The sequence below is a fragment of the Peribacillus sp. TH14 genome (assembly GCF_016651145.1).
Classification (GTDB): domain Bacteria; phylum Bacillota; class Bacilli; order Bacillales; family DSM-1321; genus Peribacillus; species Peribacillus butanolivorans.
The window spans coordinates 4,431,700-4,450,940 of record NZ_JAEKEK010000001.1; the positions used below are offsets into that span (position 1 = coordinate 4,431,700).

Annotated in this window: 16 protein-coding genes and 1 pseudogene; 13 read left to right on the forward strand and 4 right to left on the reverse strand. The window is 37.2% G+C overall.

The annotated features are described in order from the left end of the window. The first annotated feature begins 2 nt into the window (after positions 1–2). The 3 genes from JFU50_RS21625 to JFU50_RS21635 all read left to right on the forward strand — a co-directional run bounded on the left by JFU50_RS21625 (position 3) and on the right by JFU50_RS21635 (position 2,813). On the forward strand, positions 3–968 hold the full coding sequence (locus JFU50_RS21625) for a PDR/VanB family oxidoreductase (RefSeq protein WP_242489073.1): 966 nt from the start codon (positions 3–5) through the stop codon (positions 966–968). Positions 969–1,111: 143 nt separating this feature from the next. Further along, positions 1,112–1,312 (forward strand): hypothetical protein, encoded by a 201-nt coding sequence (locus JFU50_RS21630; RefSeq protein WP_201224065.1) that lies wholly within the window; start codon positions 1,112–1,114, stop codon positions 1,310–1,312. 70 nt (positions 1,313–1,382) lie between these two features. Further along, positions 1,383–2,813 (forward strand): purine-cytosine permease family protein, encoded by a 1,431-nt coding sequence (locus JFU50_RS21635; RefSeq protein WP_201224066.1) that lies wholly within the window; start codon positions 1,383–1,385, stop codon positions 2,811–2,813. A gap of 231 nt (positions 2,814–3,044) precedes the next feature. Here the strand turns inward: JFU50_RS21635 and JFU50_RS30875 are convergent, their stop codons facing one another. The 3 genes from JFU50_RS30875 to JFU50_RS30885 form a co-directional block, all read right to left on the reverse strand. Then, entirely contained in the window at positions 3,045–3,203 is a 159-nt protein-coding gene (locus JFU50_RS30875; RefSeq protein WP_242489162.1) for a hypothetical protein, read from the reverse strand. Continuing rightward, positions 3,148–3,396 (reverse strand): LysR substrate-binding domain-containing protein, encoded by a 249-nt coding sequence (locus tag JFU50_RS30880; protein WP_242489074.1) that lies wholly within the window; start codon positions 3,394–3,396, stop codon positions 3,148–3,150. Before JFU50_RS30880 ends, JFU50_RS30875 begins: the two co-directional genes overlap by 56 nt. 85 nt (positions 3,397–3,481) lie before the next feature. Then, positions 3,482–3,598 carry a helix-turn-helix domain-containing protein gene (locus tag JFU50_RS30885; RefSeq protein ID WP_342366359.1) on the reverse strand — a complete coding sequence of 39 codons (117 nt, stop codon included), beginning with the start codon at positions 3,596–3,598 and terminating at the stop codon, positions 3,482–3,484. Between the two features lie 461 nt (positions 3,599–4,059). Between JFU50_RS30885 and JFU50_RS21645 the strand changes: the two genes are divergently transcribed. The 8 genes and pseudogenes from JFU50_RS21645 to JFU50_RS21680 all read left to right on the forward strand — a co-directional run. Further along, positions 4,060–5,550: an aldehyde dehydrogenase family protein gene (locus JFU50_RS21645; RefSeq protein ID WP_242489075.1), complete on the forward strand. Its 1,491-nt coding sequence runs from the start codon at positions 4,060–4,062 to the stop codon at positions 5,548–5,550. Between the two features lie 243 nt (positions 5,551–5,793). Further along, the gene (argJ, locus tag JFU50_RS21650) at positions 5,794–6,996 is read left to right on the forward strand and encodes a bifunctional glutamate N-acetyltransferase/amino-acid acetyltransferase ArgJ (protein WP_201224067.1); all 1,203 of its coding nucleotides are present in this window, start codon (positions 5,794–5,796) and stop codon (positions 6,994–6,996) included. 43 nt (positions 6,997–7,039) lie between these two features. Next, on the forward strand, positions 7,040–8,377 hold the full coding sequence (gene gabT, locus JFU50_RS21655) for a 4-aminobutyrate--2-oxoglutarate transaminase (protein ID WP_201224069.1): 1,338 nt from the start codon (positions 7,040–7,042) through the stop codon (positions 8,375–8,377). 29 nt (positions 8,378–8,406) lie between these two features. Continuing rightward, on the forward strand, positions 8,407–9,921 hold the full coding sequence (locus tag JFU50_RS21660; RefSeq protein WP_201224070.1) for an aldehyde dehydrogenase family protein: 1,515 nt from the start codon (positions 8,407–8,409) through the stop codon (positions 9,919–9,921). Positions 9,922–10,387: 466 nt separating this feature from the next. Continuing rightward, a complete protein-coding gene (locus JFU50_RS21665; RefSeq protein ID WP_201224071.1) occupies positions 10,388–10,645 on the forward strand; it encodes a hypothetical protein in 258 nt (85 codons plus the stop codon). Positions 10,646–11,165: 520 nt separating this feature from the next. Beyond that, on the forward strand, positions 11,166–12,596 hold the full coding sequence (locus JFU50_RS21670; RefSeq protein WP_242489140.1) for an APC family permease: 1,431 nt from the start codon (positions 11,166–11,168) through the stop codon (positions 12,594–12,596). A gap of 552 nt (positions 12,597–13,148) precedes the next feature. Continuing rightward, on the forward strand, positions 13,149–13,313 hold the full coding sequence (locus JFU50_RS21675; protein WP_274608363.1) for an NlpC/P60 family protein: 165 nt from the start codon (positions 13,149–13,151) through the stop codon (positions 13,311–13,313). A 422-nt stretch (positions 13,314–13,735) separates the two neighbouring features. Further along, positions 13,736–15,004 (forward strand): annotated as a pseudogene (locus tag JFU50_RS21680) (SPFH domain-containing protein); the annotation flags it as partial. Between the two features lie 174 nt (positions 15,005–15,178). Here the strand turns inward: JFU50_RS21680 and JFU50_RS21685 are convergent. After that, entirely contained in the window at positions 15,179–15,784 is a 606-nt protein-coding gene (locus JFU50_RS21685; RefSeq protein WP_201224074.1) for a TetR/AcrR family transcriptional regulator, read from the reverse strand. Between the two features lie 445 nt (positions 15,785–16,229). Here JFU50_RS21685 and JFU50_RS21690 point away from each other — a divergent pair, with 445 nt between their 5' ends. Then, positions 16,230–17,804 carry an AMP-binding protein gene (locus JFU50_RS21690; protein ID WP_201224076.1) on the forward strand — a complete coding sequence of 525 codons (1,575 nt, stop codon included), beginning with the start codon at positions 16,230–16,232 and terminating at the stop codon, positions 17,802–17,804. A gap of 109 nt (positions 17,805–17,913) precedes the next feature. After that, positions 17,914–19,221: an MFS transporter gene (locus JFU50_RS21695; RefSeq protein ID WP_056520683.1), complete on the forward strand. Its 1,308-nt coding sequence runs from the start codon at positions 17,914–17,916 to the stop codon at positions 19,219–19,221. The last annotated feature ends 20 nt before the right edge of the window (positions 19,222–19,241 follow it).

Here is a 19,241-nt window from a genome sequence, read left to right on the forward strand (position 1 = left end):
GGATGAGCAAGGAAACGCTGATTAAAATGTATGTAGATAAAATTGAACGAGAGACAGATTTTATTAAGACATTTGTTTTGCATCCAGTGAATGGGAAATCTCTGCCGCGATTTGCAGGGGGGGCCCATATCAAAACAATTATTAAAAATGGAGACGAAACAATTGAGCGTCATTATTCTTTAACTAGTAACCCCTTCCAGAGAGATTATTACTCAATTGCTATCCGTCGTGATGATGCATCCCGGGGTGGCTCAGTGTATTGGAATGATAAAGTCCAGGAGGGAGATCAGCTGGAAATCAGTTATCCAAAGAATCACTTTCCACTTAGTTCTAGGGCAACCCACCATGTGTTTTATGCAGCAGGGATTGGTATCACACCATTTTTAACAATGATGGCTGATCTAAAAGAAGAGGGCAAATCATTCCAACTTCATTATGCTGCTCGATCTCAAGAGCAATGTGCGTTTTATGATTTTATAACACAAAATTACCCCGATCAGTGTAACTTCTACTTTTCGCAGGACGAAAACTCTGGAAGAATGAGTGCTGAATTTATGTTGAATCATAAAATAGGAAGCCATGTCTACTTTTGTGGACCTACCTCCATGGTTACACAATATGCTCAAGCTGCTGCTTCGTATGGCTTTCCTTCTAAAAGTATTCATTATGAACTATTTAGCCCGCCAGAAACTGGAATACAACAGGCGTTCAAAGTAGTACTTCAGAGCAGCAATGAAACAATTCACGTTCCAGAGGGTAAAACTCTATTAGAATCACTGCTTAGTCACGGGATTGATGCTCCTTATTCTTGCGGTGTTGGTGGTTGTGGAAGTTGTGAAGTTGAAGTATTAGAAGGAGAAGTAGATCATCGAGATTTATTCTATAAAGATGAAGAGAAAAAATCTAACTGTACGATCTTAACTTGTATTTCACGTGCCAAAAAGGAAAAACTGGTATTAAACCTTTAACTGTTTAATCTGCCTCTAAACATATAAAGACTATCTAAAGAAGTTCTCCTAATAAGAATTATGTAAGAATTAGGAGAACTTTATTATTTGTGCTTTTTAAAACAATTAAGTATAAAATGTTCATAAAAAAGAGGGGGATTAATTTGCATAAGCCAGACTATATTCAAGAGAATAGGCAATCTGCCGACCCTATTATTAGGGAGATGTTTCAAGAACTTGACATACGTATTGAAGAGCTGGATAATAATAAACTATTCGTTGAAAAAATGCGTTTAACTGATGCAACTATTCCAATCTTGATCTCTATAGTAATTATCATTAATTTCATTTACACAATTTTGTAATTGTAAAAGAATATGTAAATGAAATATCTGTAAATTTTTTTGACTATTCTGAAAATTCGGAGGAAATATATTGAATAGTAAAAATTCTTCTATTGCAAAAGAAGTAGCCTTTGGTTTCTTGCCCGTGAAGAAAAGTGAAAGGACATTTGGATTTTGGGATCTTCTTTTTATTCAAGTTGGAATTGGACTTTCGTCTATTTTTATACTAACAGGCGGGTATATTGGTACATTGCTCAATGCTAAGGAAGCTATTGCAGTTATTTTATTAGGGAATGCTATTCCTATACTATTATATATGCCTATTTCAGTTTTTTTTGCCAGATATGGTGTGGATACATTCATTGGATTCCGGAGCGCGTTGGGGTATTTAGGGACTAATATTACTTACGTCTTATTTACTTTAATGACGCTTGGATTTATTGCTCTATTTTGCTTTATGACTGGAAAATCAGCTATACAAGTATCTGAGATGATAGGAATTCAAAATTCATTAGCATCAGTAGGTATAGGAGCTCCCTTTTTTGCTATTGCTAGTTTCTTCATTGCAGCGTTCATTGCTTATAAAGGACCTTCAGCCATAAAGGGGCTAAACTGGATAGGGGTTCCTGCTATTTTAATGCTTTTAATTGGACTTTTGATTGCATTGTTTTATAAAGAAGGATTAAGCAACCTGTTTGCCCTTCAGCCTTCTGCACCTTATGAATCTAAAGCCGAATCTGTTGCTGTTGCTTTGGAATTAAGTGTAGGTCTTGGCTTCTCATGGCTTTTTTACATTGGACAGTATAGCAGGCTTGCAAAGAATGAAAAGGTTGCCTTCTCAGGTGGTTTTTGGAGTTATGGTGTTTTAGTGAATGTTGCGGCAATTTTAGGAGCATTGAGCGCTATAGTCGTTGGATCATTAGAACCTACAGAGTGGATGCTGGCAATTGGCGGTGTGTCCGGTGGCCTCATTGGCTTAATTCTATTAATGGTTGGCAATATAAGCGCCAGTGTCTTTCTTATTTATTCCCAAGCAATTAGTTTTAAAACCATTTTTCCGAGGCAAAAATGGGGCACGGCTATTGCAGCTTCTTTACCGGCTGTAATCCTAATGATAACCCCAGCATTCTATGATGCTTATTCTACATTCATAGCATTTGTTTCTTACATACTTGCTGTGTTAGGGGGCATTGTGGTAACGGATTTCTTTTTTGTTAAAAAGCAAAGTGTTTCAGTCAGGTATTTATATGATCAGTACGGGATGTATAAGTACTGGAAAGGTATAAATCCTTCTGCATTTATTAGTTTAGTAGTGGGCACTGCTTGTTATTGGCTTTTATATAATCCATTTACTATGGATACCAGTATTGCCTTTCTATATATGACTGCAGGTTTACCTACTTTCTTTGTTTCTTCTGTTTCGTATTATATGTTCGCCAAGTACGTTTTCTCTTTTGAAGCTGATCGTTATCAAGCAAAAACGGTTAATACAGAACAAGCACAGAAACCTGTGAGTTTGTAATAGCTTATATAAAAGGTTTTTATAAATTGTATTTTAGAATTTCTTTTAAAAAGATAAACGGCCCGGAAGAGGGCCGTTTATCTTTTTTAGGTCTCCACGCTAATTAATTACGATTGATTATCGTAAAAGTAATCAATTACAAACTTTTTAAAGTGTTTTGCGATAGGGGACAGAAGCTCTTCCGATAATGTTGATAGTACAATGGTTCTTGACAAGAATAGACTGTGATTTCTAGAAAAGAAAGACTCTCATTTGAATATCACTAATTTTAGGCAGCACAGCAATCCCTAATCCTTCTGCTACAAGGCCGGCGACTGTTGCCGTTTCTTCACCTTCAAAATAATTGGCTGAAGAAATAACACATTTCATCAAATATGTATCGCAAGCCATATCCTTTTTTAAAACAAATAAATTCTTCCTCCTCAAGATCTTTAACTTTAGACCGTATGGCAAGCCAGTGGTGACCAGGTACCACAACATATAAGGGCTCAATTTTTAAGGTGGTCCACTCAATTTGTTTTTTATGAATTGGATGTGAGGATAAACAAATATCAGCTAGTCTACTTTCGACCGTGTTCAGCAAATAGTCATTTTCACCTTGAGTGAAATATTTTCTTGAATTTCTTCAATCCTTTCCAGTAAAAGCGATTGAGCTTGCTTTGCTTTCTTTAAAACATTTCTCCGTCTTTTGTTAGGCGTACATTTTTTCCTTCCCTATAAAAAAGTTGAACATTTAATTCCTGTTCCAAATTCATATTAGACCGGCTTAAAGCAGGTTGAGATATAGCCTATTGTTGGGCTGCTTTTGTGAAATGTCTATACTTAGCTGCAGCTATAACATTTTCTATTTGATGCACTCCAAAACATTCTCCCCCTAAACATTTCTTCACTCAACAAGCGCCTTTAACATTTATACAATAATGTCTTCATTTTTCTATCTTGTCAATTCCTCTTGTAGCTCCCTTTTTGAAACCTGTCCTTCAGTGTGAGAAGTAAACTTTGAATATTCATTAAAAGTTAAAAAATTTCAGAAATGAAATTTTTATTTCTGAAAGATTTATAAACTAACCAAAATTTATTCCTGAAAATTTAAAAAATAAACTCTTTTTGAACATTTTCCGACGTTTTTTTTAAAAAAATTCAAATAACTTAGTTTTGGCACAGCAATTGCATTATTAATAGTGGAAGGCAGACAAGTTTCTGACGAAGTCGCTGAATATTTTAAAGAAATTAAGGGAGTCGCTAAATGCCGGTTTTGACAGAAGTTTTAAATTTAAAAATGTATATTAATGGTGATTGGGTGCAAGCGGAAGATGGAAAGGTAAACGATATTATTAATCCAGCAAATGGAGAACTAATTGCAAAAGCACCTACAGGGGGACTTTCTGAAACACGCCAAGCAATTGGAGCAGCACGACGTACATTTGATTCTGGCGAATGGTCTGAATTGCCAACAGTTGAACGTGCTCAATATCTGCGGGCTATTGCGGACAAGTTAGATGAAAAAGCAGAAGAAATCGCACTTCTTGAAACACTGGATCAGGGGAAACCCCTTAATGAATCAGAAATTGACGTAGCAGACGCAGCTGCATGTTTCCGTTACTATGCGGGCATGATTACTCAGCCAGATGGACAAACCTTTCATGTAGCTGATCCAATGCAAGCGATGGTTGTACGTGAACCAGTAGGAGTTTGTGCTTTAATCGTACCTTGGAACTTTCCTCTACTGATGTCTGTGTGGAAAATTGCACCTGCTCTTGCAGCTGGAAACACGATTGTATTTAAACCTTCTGAAGTAACACCAGTATCTGCTATGAAACTTTTTGAAATCCTTGAAGAAGTAGGTCTTCCAAAAGGTGTAGCAAATATGGTTTTGGGTCCTGGCCGTGTTGTAGGAAATGAATTGGCAGAAAGTGATTTAGTGGACAAAGTTTCGTTCACAGGCGGAACGGAAACAGGCCGGAACATTATGAAAGCTGCAGCAGGTAATATTAAGAAAATCTCACTTGAACTTGGCGGTAAATCTCCGAATATTGTTTTTGCTGATGCAGACATTGAAACAGCTATTGATTGTACACTTATTGGAATCTTCTTTAACCAGGGAGAAGTTTGTTCCGCAGGTTCCCGCTTGCTGCTAGAAGAAAGCATTCATGACGAATTTATTGAGCGCCTTGTAGAACGTGCTCAAAAAATTGTTGTTGGCCAAGGGAAAGACCGTGAAACTGAAATGGGTCCTTTAGTAAGTAAGCAGCACCTTGAGAAAGTATTAAGCTACATCGAAATCGGCAAACAAGAAGGTGCCCGTCTTGTTTGCGGCGGCAACCGTATTACAGAAAACGGATTTGATAAAGGGTACTTTGTTGAGCCAACTATTTTTGTAGATACTAATCCAGATATGCGTATTGTTCAAGAAGAAATTTTTGGCCCTGTATTGGTTGTTCAAAAATTCAAAACTGAAGCTGAAGCAATCGAATTGGCAAATGGAACTGCATTTGGTTTAGCTGCTGGTGTATTCACTCAAGACGGTGCAAAAGGCCTTCGTGTCATTAAGAAAATGCGTGCTGGTATCACTTGGGTAAACAACTACGGACCTACTTACAATGAAGCTCCGTGGGGAGGATACAAACAAAGTGGTATTGGACGCGGTCTTGGAACATTTGGCTTAGATGAGTTCATGGAAGTAAAACAGATTAATATTAATTTGAATGTTGAACCAGTGGGCTGGTATAAAAACTAAATAAATTTAGTCGTGTATCGAGTCTTATGGGACAGTGAAAAGCCTCGTTTAACTAAATGAGGCTTTTCTTGTTTATCTATCCGTTCATAATAAAATATTTTGTTGTTAATTACCATTAATTCATCATCGAACTATGCAAACCCATGGTTTCCAGAACAAAAGAATTGTTATGAAATTAAAATAAATATATCCTTTACAAAATTGTTCATAAACAATGGTGTTCTTTACTTTAGGGGGATAAAAATGAGAAGCATCAAAGATGATAATAAAATATTGTATTTGCCTATTTCCTCCAGCGTAACACCTAGGGGATTCTCTACTTATTCAACTAATTTAGGGATTAAAGATCAAACGTTAGACTTTACAGTAATTTACTCTGACGTTCCTGCAAAAGCAGCAGCAGTTTTTACGCAAAACCATTTCTGTGGCTCTCCCATCTCGGTTGGAAAAGAAAATGTGGCCGATGGAGTGCTTCAATGTTTTATGGTTAACAGCAAAAATGCTAATGTAGCCACCGGTGATCAAGGTATTGCAAATGTGAAAGAGATGATCCATGTTCTATCAGAAGACCTAAATATTCCATTTAGCAATATTCTGCCGTCTTCAACAGGCATTATCGGCCATCAGCTACCTATGGAGAAAATTCGAAGCGGGCTCATAGAGATCAAGGACAAACTTAAACCAGGCGGATTTGATACAGCCGCAAAAGCGATTATGACCACTGATACTTTTCCTAAGATTAGAGCATGCAAAATTGGGGATACAACTTTACTTGGAATAGCAAAAGGGTCTGGAATGATTGAACCGAATATGGCGACTTTACTTGCTTATTTTGTAACCGATGCAGATATTCCATCTGCCATTCTTACAGAGATATTTCGAAAGTCTGTAAATCATTCTTTTAATATGGTAAGCATCGACACGGACACAAGTACCAGTGACACAGCAGCTATTATGGCCAATGGGCTAGCCGGCCGGGTGAATCTACAAGAATTTGAAAATGCTTTAATGACTATGTCCGTTGATCTTGCAAAAGAAATTGCAAAAGATGGTGAAGGAGCAACAAAGTTGCTTGAAGTAACGGTAACTGATGCAGAAAACTTTATTCAGGCCAAGCAAGTCGCAAAAAGTATTGTGAATTCTCCGTTAATTAAAACGGCTGCATTCGGGGCTGATCCAAATTGGGGCAGAGTAGCAATGGCAATTGGAAAATGTGAAGGCGAAAAGAATATAGATCCAGATAAGGTTTCTATATCCTTTGGCCCTTTGGAGGTTTATAAGGGAAAGCCTCTTAAAAATATAAATTTAGCTGAGCTTAAAAAATACTTTTTTCAAGAAACCATTGATATACAGGTTTCTTTAGGTTTAGGCAACTCACAAGCAACCGTTTGGGGTTGTGATTTTACTTATGACTATATTCGAATTAACGGCAAATATACAACATGATAACCCACTTAAAAGGTAAGACGATGAAAAGGAGAGATTTGCAATGATCCAAGAAGAAAAAGTCATGCTGACTACAAAATCCGAGAATTTACATACTCGACGCCACAATGCAGTAGCGGCAGGTCCCTACAATGTGACACCATTGTATATTCAATCAGCTAACGGTGCTTTAGTTACGGATGTTGACGGAAATGAACTGATTGATTTCGCAGGTGGTATTGGAATGCAGAATGTAGGGCATTGCCATCCGAAAGTAGTGCAGGCTATACAAGTACAAGCAGCCAATTCTATTCATAGCTGTTTTCATGTTATGCCATATGAAAGCTATGTTGAATTAGCAGAAAAATTAAATGAAAAAACACCTGGTGATTTTAAAAAGAAAACAATGTTCGCAAACAGTGGTGCAGAAGCAGTTGAAAATGCAGTGAAAATTGCACGCAAAGCGACAGGTCGAAGCGCAGTTGTTTCTTTTCAACGAGGATACCATGGCCGTACGTTAATGACCATGTCATTAACAAGTAAAGTAAATCCATATAAGCAGGGGTTTGGGCCGTTTGCTCCAGAAGTTTATAAGCTTCCTTATCCATACTATTATCGTGCTGCAGAAGGAATGAAGACAGAAGAAGTAGATGCAGAGGCTCTTAGCTATTTTGAGCGCTTCATGATTGAAGAAGTTTCAGCTGAGGATATTGCTGCTGTTATCATGGAGCCTTTACAAGGAGAGGGTGGATTTGTTGTTCCTTCAGCGAACTTTGTTCAAGGAATCCGTCGCATTTGTGACAAGCATAATATCTTAATGATTGCAGATGAGATTCAAACAGGCTTTGGCCGGACTGGAAAGTTATTTGCAATGGAACATTATGGCGTAGCTGCTGATATTACGACTCTTTCAAAATCTATTGCAGCTGGAATGCCGCTAAGTGCTATTACAGGACGTGCAGAGATTATGGATGTACCAAATCCAGGACAGTTAGGCGGCACCTTCTCTGGAAGCCCAATTGCTTGTGCAGCAGGCTTAGCTGTTTTAGATGTGATTGAGGAAGAAAACTTAGTAGAGCGTGCCCAGGTAATTGGCGAACGTATGCTGAATACGTTTCGCAACTGGCAGGAGAAATATGAGTTAATTGGGGATGTACGTGGACTCGGTTCAATGGTTGCTATGGAGCTTGTAAAAGACCGTTCAACAAAAGAACCGGCGGCGGAGGAAGCCAAAAAAATTGCAGCAGATACGCAGGTAAACGGATTGATCAGTTTAAGTGCCGGAATTTATGGAAATGTCCTTCGCTTCCTGCCACCGCTTGTCATTACCGAAGAACAGCTTGAACGTGGTCTTTCTATCCTTGAAAAATCAATTGAAAAAGTAGCTAGAGAATCAAAATAACGAATTCGATATAGTGAGGGGAGAAATCGATGGCTAATCAAAGTTATAAAGACCAACTGAATCAATCTTCTGATGGACAAAGCCAATTACAAGATAGAACAACACGCTATCAAAATTATATTAATGGCCAATGGCTTGAATCTTCTGCAGGTCAGTATGGACAGAACAGAAGTCCACATAATGGGGAACTGCTCGGTGAGTTTCCAGCCAGCACAGCAGAAGATGCAAAAGAATCGATAAAAGCAGCAAAAGAAGCTTTTCCACAATGGAAGAAGACGTCTATACAGCAGCGGGCGGTTTATTTATCAAAAGCCGCTGAGATTCTTAAATCAAGAGCTCATGAGATTGGTCGGGATTTATCGAGTGAAGAAGGAAAAACGATTGCTGAAGGCATTGGGGAAACAATGCGGGCTGCCAGCATTTTAGAGTTTTATGCTGGAGAAGCAAGACAAGCAGTCGGACAAGTTATTCCATCTGTAAATGCAAGTACCATGATTTATACCAAAAGAATACCTCTGGGGCCGGTTGGATTGATCACATCGTGGAACTTTCCAATTGCAATTCCAACTTGGAAAATGGCTCCTGCTTTAATTTATGGAAATACAGTTGTCATTAAACCAGCAGACCTTACGCCAAAATCGGTCTATCATTTGGTCAATGCTCTCCATGAAGCTGGTTTGCCAAAAGGTGTAGTGAATTGTGTATTTGGACGTGGATCCATTATTGGTCCTGAACTGCTTCAAAGTCCAGATATTAAAGCCATTTCGTTCACTGGTTCTAATCAAGTAGGCGAAACTATTAAAGAGCAGGCGATTAAGACAGGGAAAAAAGTTCAATTAGAAATGGGCGGAAAAAATCCTTTAGTTGTTTTAAAAGATGCGGATATTGAAAAAGCAGTATATATTGCTATAAAAGGAGCTTTTATTTCAACCGGGCAGAAGTGCACAGCAACAAGCCGTATCATTGTTGAAGAAGATGTGTATGAAATGTTCCGTGACCGTTTGATAGAACGTACGAAATCACTAAAACTAGGCAACCCGCTAGATGCTGGGACTTTTATGGGGCCATGTGTTTCTAAATCACAGCAAGATACTGTGCTGACTATGGTAGAAGAAGGAAGAAAAGAAGCAACCCTTCTTTATGGAGGAACTGTACCTGAGCAAGAAGAATTGGCAAAAGGGTTTTATGTACAGCCAGCCATCTTTGAAATTACTTCTCAGGACGCACGTATTGCACGTGAAGAAATCTTTGGCCCTGTTGTTACTTTACTGAAAGTGACAGACTACAATGAAGCGGTAAAAGCTGCGAATGACACCTTGTTTGGGTTAAGTGCTTCAGTATGTACGAATAATTTGAGCTTGGCGCAGCAATTCGTAGATGATATCGAAGCTGGAATGGTTCATATCAATTCGGAAACATCGGGTGCTGAACCTCAAGTTCCATTTGGCGGTGTAAAAAGTTCTAGCGATGGCCCTAGAGAACAAGGTAAAACAGCAGTTGAATTTTACACGCAAGTAAAAACTATTTATATGGATCAGTTATAATATATCAGCGTTAATACAAATATGAGCTAAATCAATTAAAAATAAGGACAGAAGATTTCCTAGAAGCTTTCTCATTATAGGCAGCTGAGTCAAGATTGAAATCTTTTGTCTGTTTATTAAGCCCCATAGCATTAAAAATGTCCGTGTAAAAGGCTAACTGTTTCCGCTGAGCATTTACACGGTCTTTTGGTTTTAAAGAAAAATAAACAAAGTCCACTGTAGATGGGCAAATGTTGTGCTATCTAGATTTATAATGCAGGGGGACTGGGGTTGAAAAAGAGGAAAAGTATTGCATGGAAGCTGTCGGCGCTCATTATTGGATTATTACTTTTTTTATTTGCGGTATATGCCCTGACCACTAACTTAATGCTATATAGCAAAAGTATGAATGATTCAGAACATACGCCATTCAAACGCACAATTATCAGCTTAAGAAATTAGCAAACGTGTAAATAAGGCAGCTGAAATGCTGCTTACCACAAAGACTGTATTTGAATCACTTCATACTGCTGGGCGGCTGACGTCTTCAGATGTCCTGCGTATTTTACAAGCTAATGTAAAAGAACAGGACAATCTACTTGGTATGGCTGCCATCATTGAGCCAGGAGAAGCTGTAATCGACAAAAGTCTGATTGCACGCTTATGGGATAAGATAAAAGGTTTTTTCCTAATATATAAAACAGAAAAAAGAGGGGATTTTATAAAAAGAAGTAAGATAAAATAGTGTCAGAGTTTTTCCTAGCAGAATTTACTGTTCTTTTTGCTGATAGAGGCAGGTTTTTATATGTCTATTTGACCTTTATTTAAAAAAGTAATTATAGAAATCATATATAAATATTAATTTTTAAAATATTGACTAAATATGCTGAATATTGTTATTATTATGAATATACATTATTGATTGTTACGTCTGTCCACCTTAAAACCCAGGGTAGTCCACAGGCGAGAGGCCAGTCAAAATTCCTTTAAACAGATTTTAGATCTGTGAGTGAGGGATATGACTGGCCTTTTTTGTATTCAAAAAAGGAGGTGATACTCTAAATAAGTATCCAATACGTATTGTAAATAACTTTATGATGTCTCCATAAAATTAATTGCACTAGTAATTGTGCCATGAACTCAATAACATTCTATGCGGGCTAGTTATGGAGACATTTATAGCAAGTTTTCAAATCTATTTAATTAGAAAGAGAAAAAGGATAAAAGGGGAGTCAGGATGAGCAGGAGTCCATTTCTTGATAAAGATGCAGACAGATTTAGAGAAACTAGGCTATAAACAGGAATTAAAAAGAAACCTTAATTATTTTGATAATTTTTCTATTGCTTTTGCATTTATTTCTGCAACAACAGGAATTTTCAGTTTGTTTGGAATGGGTTTATCTACCGGGGGACCATCCTTTGTTTGGACTTGGCCCGCTGTCTTTATAGGTCAGTTACTTGTTAGTTTAACATTGGCTGAGGTAGCCTCTCATTATCCATTATCGGGTTCCATTTACAATTGGACCAAGCACTTGGTTAATGACACCTATGCGTGGTTTGCAGGTTGGATCTATTTGGTTGCTTCATTAATTACAATTGCTGCAGTTAATGTAGGTGGCGCCCCTTATATTGCTCAAATGATGGGATGGGATGCTGGGAACCATAATACGTTATTAATGATCGTAATTTTCATGGTTTTATTACAAACGTTAATTAATTCATTTGGTGTAAAGCTAACTGCGATGATTAATAATATTGGAATGGTGGCTGAGGTTGGAGCAATGATTGTTTTAGCAGCTGTTTTATTGGCTGTAGGAATACATCAGCCTTTCGATATTGTATTTGAGACTGCAGGAACTGAAGGAAGCGGCAGTTATTTGCCTGTTTTTCTTTCAGCAATGCTGATGTCCGTTTTTGTATTATATGGATTTGAATCCGCTGGGAGTCTTGCAGAAGAAGTAATTAATCCTCGGCGTATTGTACCAAGAGCAATTATTTCTTCACTAGTTATTACTTTTATCTGTGGAGGAATTTTAATTATAGCCTTAGTTTTATCGATTTCAGATCTTACTGCCGTCATGCAGTCTGAAGTTCCGGTGATGGAAATTCTGTCTACAAACTTAGGAGCTGGAGTAGCAAATGCTTTTGTGATTTTAGCTGTCATTGCAATATTGGTTTGTGGTACAGCAATCCAAGCCAGCGTTGCTCGATTGCTTTATTCTCTTGGCCGTGACCGAAAAATACCAGGATCGAAACTTTGGTTGAAGATATCTCCAAAATATGAAACACCCATTGCGGCTATTTTATTTACCGGAATATTCACAGTCCTTTTAACCAGTGCGTCGTCTACTTTGTCTTATCTCGTAAATATGTGTATCGCAGGGATATATATTGCTTACCTTAGTATCGCTATTGGGGCTCTGATTGCAAGAAAGCGCGGTTGGAATGCATATACTTCACCTTGGAATTTAGGGAAATGGGGAGTGCATATCAATATTTTAGCCCTGTCTTGGTTAGTTTTTGGCTTCATCAATTTATGTTGGCCAAGAACCCCAGATGCTCCTTGGTATGTTAATTACTCTATCCCTCTTCTAGTAGGCTGTGTATTTCTTATTGGCGCCGTGTATTATACAATTTTTGTGAGACCCCGTCATCGGATAGAAGTGAGTGAAGAGAAGAAAACTTATGCGAAGTAGGAAGAAACCATAAAAAATAACACTTAGAAGTATACAAACCTACTAATAGAGAAAAAAAGTACATGTATATATCATAAAAATGTTATTTTTGTAAGGATATTATTTGTAAAATGTTTTAGATACTTCCGCAAACTTTAGAAAAAGCGACCTCAAATCGTATATTTGAGGTCTGCTTTTATTTCAAGTAAGGGAATTAAAGGGCCATTTTATATTTGACACAAATCTTTACGGATGATTATGTTAGGAGTATTAAGTAAAGAGATTTTCTGTAAAAAATGAGAAGGCTTACAAGTTGTTATGGATATGCCATTGTTGGATACAACTCAATTTAATGAAGAAAAAACTAAATCATCACAAGAAATCTTTAAAACAAGTAAGAAAACAGTTTTTGATGATTAATTTACAACATTTTACCTTTAGAAATATCTTTACTTCTTGAATACTTAAAAGTATTAAAGTTACTTAGCAATCCATTAGTTAACATAATACTGATTATTGATCCACAAAAAATGCCCTTTATTTGTTTATTTTCGAATGAATTCTAGTGTTTTTATGAGTCTAGTTCATCTTGAATCCTATAAACCCGGTGCCTCACATGCTGGTATTTATATAGGTGGTAATCAATTCATACACAGCTCCTCATCAAATGGTGTAAGTATTTCCTCTAGGGATAATAGTTATTGGAAGAAAAAATATATAGGAGCAAAAAGAATGTAATAGAGAAAGTTGCTAGTTCTTTTTTAGAGACTGGCTTTTATAGTTCTACCAATAGGTTACGATACTAAGACTTTCTATGGATGGTAGTATCCTTTCTTGAATAGACAGTCTCTTATTTTTTTCCATTCTTCTTCATTATGGTTTACGAAATAAAATTTTGGGTGGATTAATCGGTATTGATACATAAAAAATTTGTTTTTTAAGATAACATATGACGAAATTCAAGCTAACAAATATATTGAAGAAAGGAGGTGGGAGGATAATGATGGGTGAAAAAATCAGGCATTGCAAGCTAACTAGTACAAGATAAGTATATTATGTACATTTTTAAATAATGTACAATGCTTTTCTAACCACTTATGCTTTAGTATGAACGATTCGTTAAAGATTTTATAATTATGTACAATGATTTATAAAGATAATACACTGAGCAGGGTGTTCCGGTCATGGCTGATGGTGTATCAATTATAAAAATTGGTGGTTCAATCACTGATATTGCCACTGCGGCAGAGCAATTTCTTGGAAAATCCAAGGATGATCGTGAACAGGAAGCACGTGAGGTACTTGAGGGACATCTTCGTTCCATTCTTGGCTCGATGACAGTCGAGGAGATTTATAAAAATCGCGAAAAGTTTTCCCAGGAAGTACAGAGGGTGGCTTCACAAGATTTGGCGAAAATGGGACTCATCATCGTATCGTTCACAATTAAAGATGTCCGAGATAAAAATGGATATCTTGAATCCCTTGGTAAACCAAGAATTGCACAAGTAAAGAGAGATGCAGATATTGCAACAGCGGAGGCAGAGAAAGAAACGCGAATCAAGCGTGCAGAAGCTTCAAAGGAAGCCCAGCGTGCTGAAGTCGAACGGGCTACAGAAATAGCGGAAGCCGAAAAAATCAACAAGCTAAAGGTCGCCGAGTTCCGACGCGAGCAAGATATTGCCAAAGCCCGAGCTGACCAAGCTTATGACCTAGAAACTGCAAGGTCAAAACAGGAAGTTACGGAACAGGAAATGCAAATCAGAATCATCGAGCGGCAAAAGCAAATCGAGCTTGAAGAAAAAGAAATTCTCCGCCGTGAAAAGCAATATGATTCTGAGGTGAAGAAAAAGGCGGATGCTGACCGCTATGCGGTAGAGCAAGCAGCCTCTGCTAATAAGATGAAACAGATTACAGAAGCGGATGCCGATAAATATAAAATTGAAGCTATGGCGAAAGCAGAAGCAGAACGTGTAAGAATGGATGGACTTGCAAAAGCGGATGCACAAAGGGCCCAAGGTACGTCGGAAGCAGAAATTATCCGGTTAAAAGGGGTGGCAGAAGCGGAAGCTAAGCAGAAGATAGCGGAAGCCTTTGAACAGTTTGGGCAAGCGGCAGTGATGGATATGATTTTGAAAATGCTACCGGAATATGCTAAACAAGTAGCAGGTCCACTTAGTAATATCGACAAAATTACCGTAGTGGATACGGGTGGAAGTGGTGCGAATGGTGGTGCGAATAAAGTGACTGGGTATGCAACAAATTTAATGGCAACATTGCAGGAGTCATTAAAGGCTTCTTCAGGCATTGATGTCAAAGACTTACTTGAGAATTTCTCAGGTAAGCGTAATTTGTTCCCGACTACAATCAATCAAGAGAATGCTGAAACTAATATGAATATGGCGGCAGCGAAAGAAGAAGTAGCAAAGTGAAGTTGAAAAAGGTAAGAGCATAATTATGCTCTTACCTTTTTTTGTGGAGTGGTGTTAGGATGTCTAAGCGCACTTTCTATATGTCTAAAAGGTTTTATAGATTTCTGTGGTTTTATTTAGCTTTTAATAGGCTAGTAAAAATATGACATGTTAACAATAAGTGTGAAATTTCTATTACTTTGTCGATATGTTTTCAACTAAAATGGTACGAATAAATTTTTGAATTTCCTCTACAAGATCAAAATCCCCTCCAAATATAAGCCAATCATAAAGTGTTCCTCGCATGCAACGTGTGATCAGCATAGTAATTTCTTCAGATGGAATCTCTTTTCTAAATTCTCCTGCAACTTGTCCTTCTTGAACAAATGAATGAACGATTCTGTATAGGGTTCTATCTGTGTCTGAAAGAGATTTAGGTTGATTTGGAATCAATGCACTAACGTAAACTGTTCTCATCAAATCCTTTCCTAAGTCATCTCTCAAAAAAACCATTTGAGATTTGGTTAAGAGAAGAATTTTCTCACTACAGCTAAGGTCTTTAGGTATTGATTTAGTGAAAGAGGCATAAAAATCATCAATCTCTTTAAACTTTTCAATGAAGATTTCATACTTAGATTTAAAATGCACGTAGAACGCACCTTTTGATGTATTGCTAACACTTACAATTTCATCAACTGAAACCTGATTGAATCCTTTTTTGCTAAAAAGATCCAGAGCAACTTCTAAAATTTTCTTTTTAGTTTGTTGGGATTTAATTTGTCTTGGGGTAGAACGTGCCATTTATATCTCTCCTTTTTAAAAGGTGGTTTAAAAATTGCCATTCGAAGAACTTCTCATAACTATAAACCTCATTTTATTTTGGCGATTACAATGAATAACAACTTTGTTAATTTATATCTATCAGCCGCTATTAATTAGGAATAGGGCCTCACTCGAGTCAGTTGGTAGTTTTTTAATAAGGTTAATTATACAGGATTTGAGGAGATGTTCTTTATTTATTTCTTAAATACCTTGATACAATAGAGCTTGGGAATATTGAATTATCATAATTATAATAGAATTATAAATATTCTGAAAATTAATTGACTGTGATGCGATGTATAATTATAATTAAATCGAAGACTGTAGTTTGTGAATATAGTCTCTATTTTGTATTCTTTGGTGAGAAATGTAAGCGATTTATTTGGGTGTGTCAAACATGCTGGGATTTAAAGGGGGAAAATGGATGGATATTGTCGGAAATAGAACATTGAAAGAGTTATTAAACGAGCAAGCAGCTAGGCACAAAGATAAAACGTTTCTACTTTTTGAAGATATAGAACAGAAGAGATTTGAATTAACTTATGGTGAATTTGCTGATACAGTAAATCGTTTAAGTAACGTATTTATTGATTTAGGTGTAACGAAAGGTAAACATGTAACATTGCATCTCCCAAATTGTCTAGAGTTTATGACTTCGTGGTTTGCATTGGCTAAAATCGGAGCTATTATGGTCCCAACCAACATTTTATCTACTAAAGATGAAATGGAATATCTACTGAATCATTCGGAGTCAATACTTCTCATTACGGAAGAGAAATATTTAGACAAATTTACAAACACACGTGAAAGTCTACCGTATTTACAGGAAATATTGCTAGTTCGTTGTGAAAGTGAGAAATATGTGGATAAAGACTTAAAGCACTTAATAGCAAAAGCTAAATCTGATTTACCGGATATTTATGTAGATTCCGAGGATGTGGCTGCATTACTTTATACATCAGGTACAACATCAAAACCAAAGGGGGTTCAGATTACACACGCGAACTATCTATTCACAGGAGAAGTTATGTCAAAATCAATTCGCTTAGCTCCGAATGATAGGCAATTAATCGTTCTTCCATTGTTTCATGGAAATGCACAGTATTATTCTACAATGTCTGCTCTAGTAGTAGGGGGCAGTATTGCAATAACCGAACGATTTAGTGCTTCGCGTTATTTCAAACAAGCCAAAAGCTTAGGTGCAACGGTAGGTTCCTTATTCGCTGCACCTATAAGAATGATTCTTGCACAGAAATTCGACCAAACTGATATTCATCATTCTTTAAGAGTTATCTGGTTTGCTCAGTCGGTTGCGGAAGAACAATTAAAGGATTTTGAAGGGAAGTATAATGTCTCTTTACTACAGATGTATGGGATGACTGAAACTGTGGGAGTACCACTAATGAATCCATTAGATGGGATTCGCAATAATAATAGTATTGGAAAGCCTACCATTGGTTATGAAGTAAAAATAGTCGATGAAATAGGAAATGAAGTACAAAATGGACAATCAGGTCAAATCGTAGTTAAAGGGATTCCGGGTCGTTCATTAATGAAGGGGTATTATAAAAATTTAGAGGCAACGAAAGAAACATTAAGAGATGGTTGGTTGTACACAGGCGATAATGGCAGAATCGGGGATGATGGTTACTTTTATTTTGTTGATCGAATTAAAGATATGATTAAACGGGCAGGCGAAAATGTTGCGGCAAACGAGGTTGAAAGTGCTCTGGCAGATTATGAAGGGGTTTATGAGGCTGCTGTAATCAGCATTCCTGATGAGATGCGCGACGAAGCTATTAAGGCATATGTTATTTTACATAAAAATTCCAATGTTTACGAAGATGAACTTATTCTTTACTGTCGCAAACGCTTAGCCAAATTTAAAGTCCCTGATACAATAGAATTTGTTGATGAATTTCCTAGAACTGCAGTGGGAAAAGTGCAGAAACACATCTTAAGACAAATGCATAATCAAAGATTTAAAACTCATTCCTAAAGATTTGTTAATTATAACGAAACTTAAATACCAACAGATTTTATAAATTAATAGAATTGGGTCAATGTTATTTGAAAAAGACAGAGGTCGTCAAAAGGGGATGTTCTATATGAATAAGAATCGAGTTCTATTGGCAAGTCTTTCCGGTTCAGTTATTGAATGGTATGACTTTTACTTGTACGGTACCGCTACGGGCTTAGTATTTTCAACTCTCTTTTTTTCAGGTCAAGATCCATCAATTGCCCTTCTTCTTGCATTCGCCACCTTTGGGATAGGTTATGCTGCGAGACCAATAGGAAGTATTATTTTTGGACACTTTGGAGATAGAATAGGACGAAAAGCTACACTAATGTGGACTCTTATCGGTATGGGAGGTAGTTCATTTCTTATTGGTTTACTCCCTACGTATAATCAAGTTGGCCTGCTAGCACCTATATTATTGGTTGTCCTAAGGCTTATTCAGGGAATCTCCTTAGGAGGAGAATGGGGAGGAGCAGTCCTCCTGGCGACCGAATCCGCACCGAAGGGACGTCGGGGACTTTACGGTTCTGTTCCACAATTAGGGGTTCCATTAGGTTTGGTAGCGGGTTCTTTCAGTCTTACTCTTATAGCCTACTTGACTACCGATGCCCAGTTTTTAGCCTGGGGTTGGCGGATTCCTTTCCTTTTTAGTGCTGTTCTAATCGTTTTGGCTCTTTGGATCAGAGGGGGGATAGAGGAAACTTCGGCTTTCCAAAAACAGAAGGAAAGCGGAGAAATTGCGAAAGTACCTATTGTAGAAACATTCCGCAATCATCGTAAAAGCCTCTTTCATGTGATTGGACTCAAAATTGGAGATGGGTTCTTCAATGTATTTCTTATGTCTTTTGTACTCGTCTATACTACTACCTATTTGGGTTATTCAAACGAAATAGCCTTAACGGCTCTAACAATTGGCTGTGCTACGATGATTATTACGATTCCAGTGGTGGGATATATTTCTGACTTTATCGGTAGGAAAGTTATCTATATTAGTGGATTGGTACTTATGTTTCTTCTTGCAATACCTTACTTTTTCATGATTGAACAAGGAGCGACTTGGTTGTACTATATGCAAGCTGCCATGCTCGGTATAATTTGGGCGGCAATTTTCGCTACACAAGGAACATTGTTCTCTGAACTCTTTCCAGCTAAAGTTCGTTATACTGGGCTATCTTTCGGCTATCAAATGGCCGCAGCTATAGTAGGTTTTGGTCCTATGTTATGGACAACAATGGTAGATTCATTTGGCCCATCGCATTGGGTATTTGGAGGATTCATGATGGGAGGGCTTACACTTTCTTTGGTATTAAGCCTGTTTGTTCCCAACACTAAAAATGTATCACAATATGAAGAAAGTATAGAAAAGTTTAAAAAAGATAATTCACTTCAAATTTAATTATTATCTGAATACTGGTA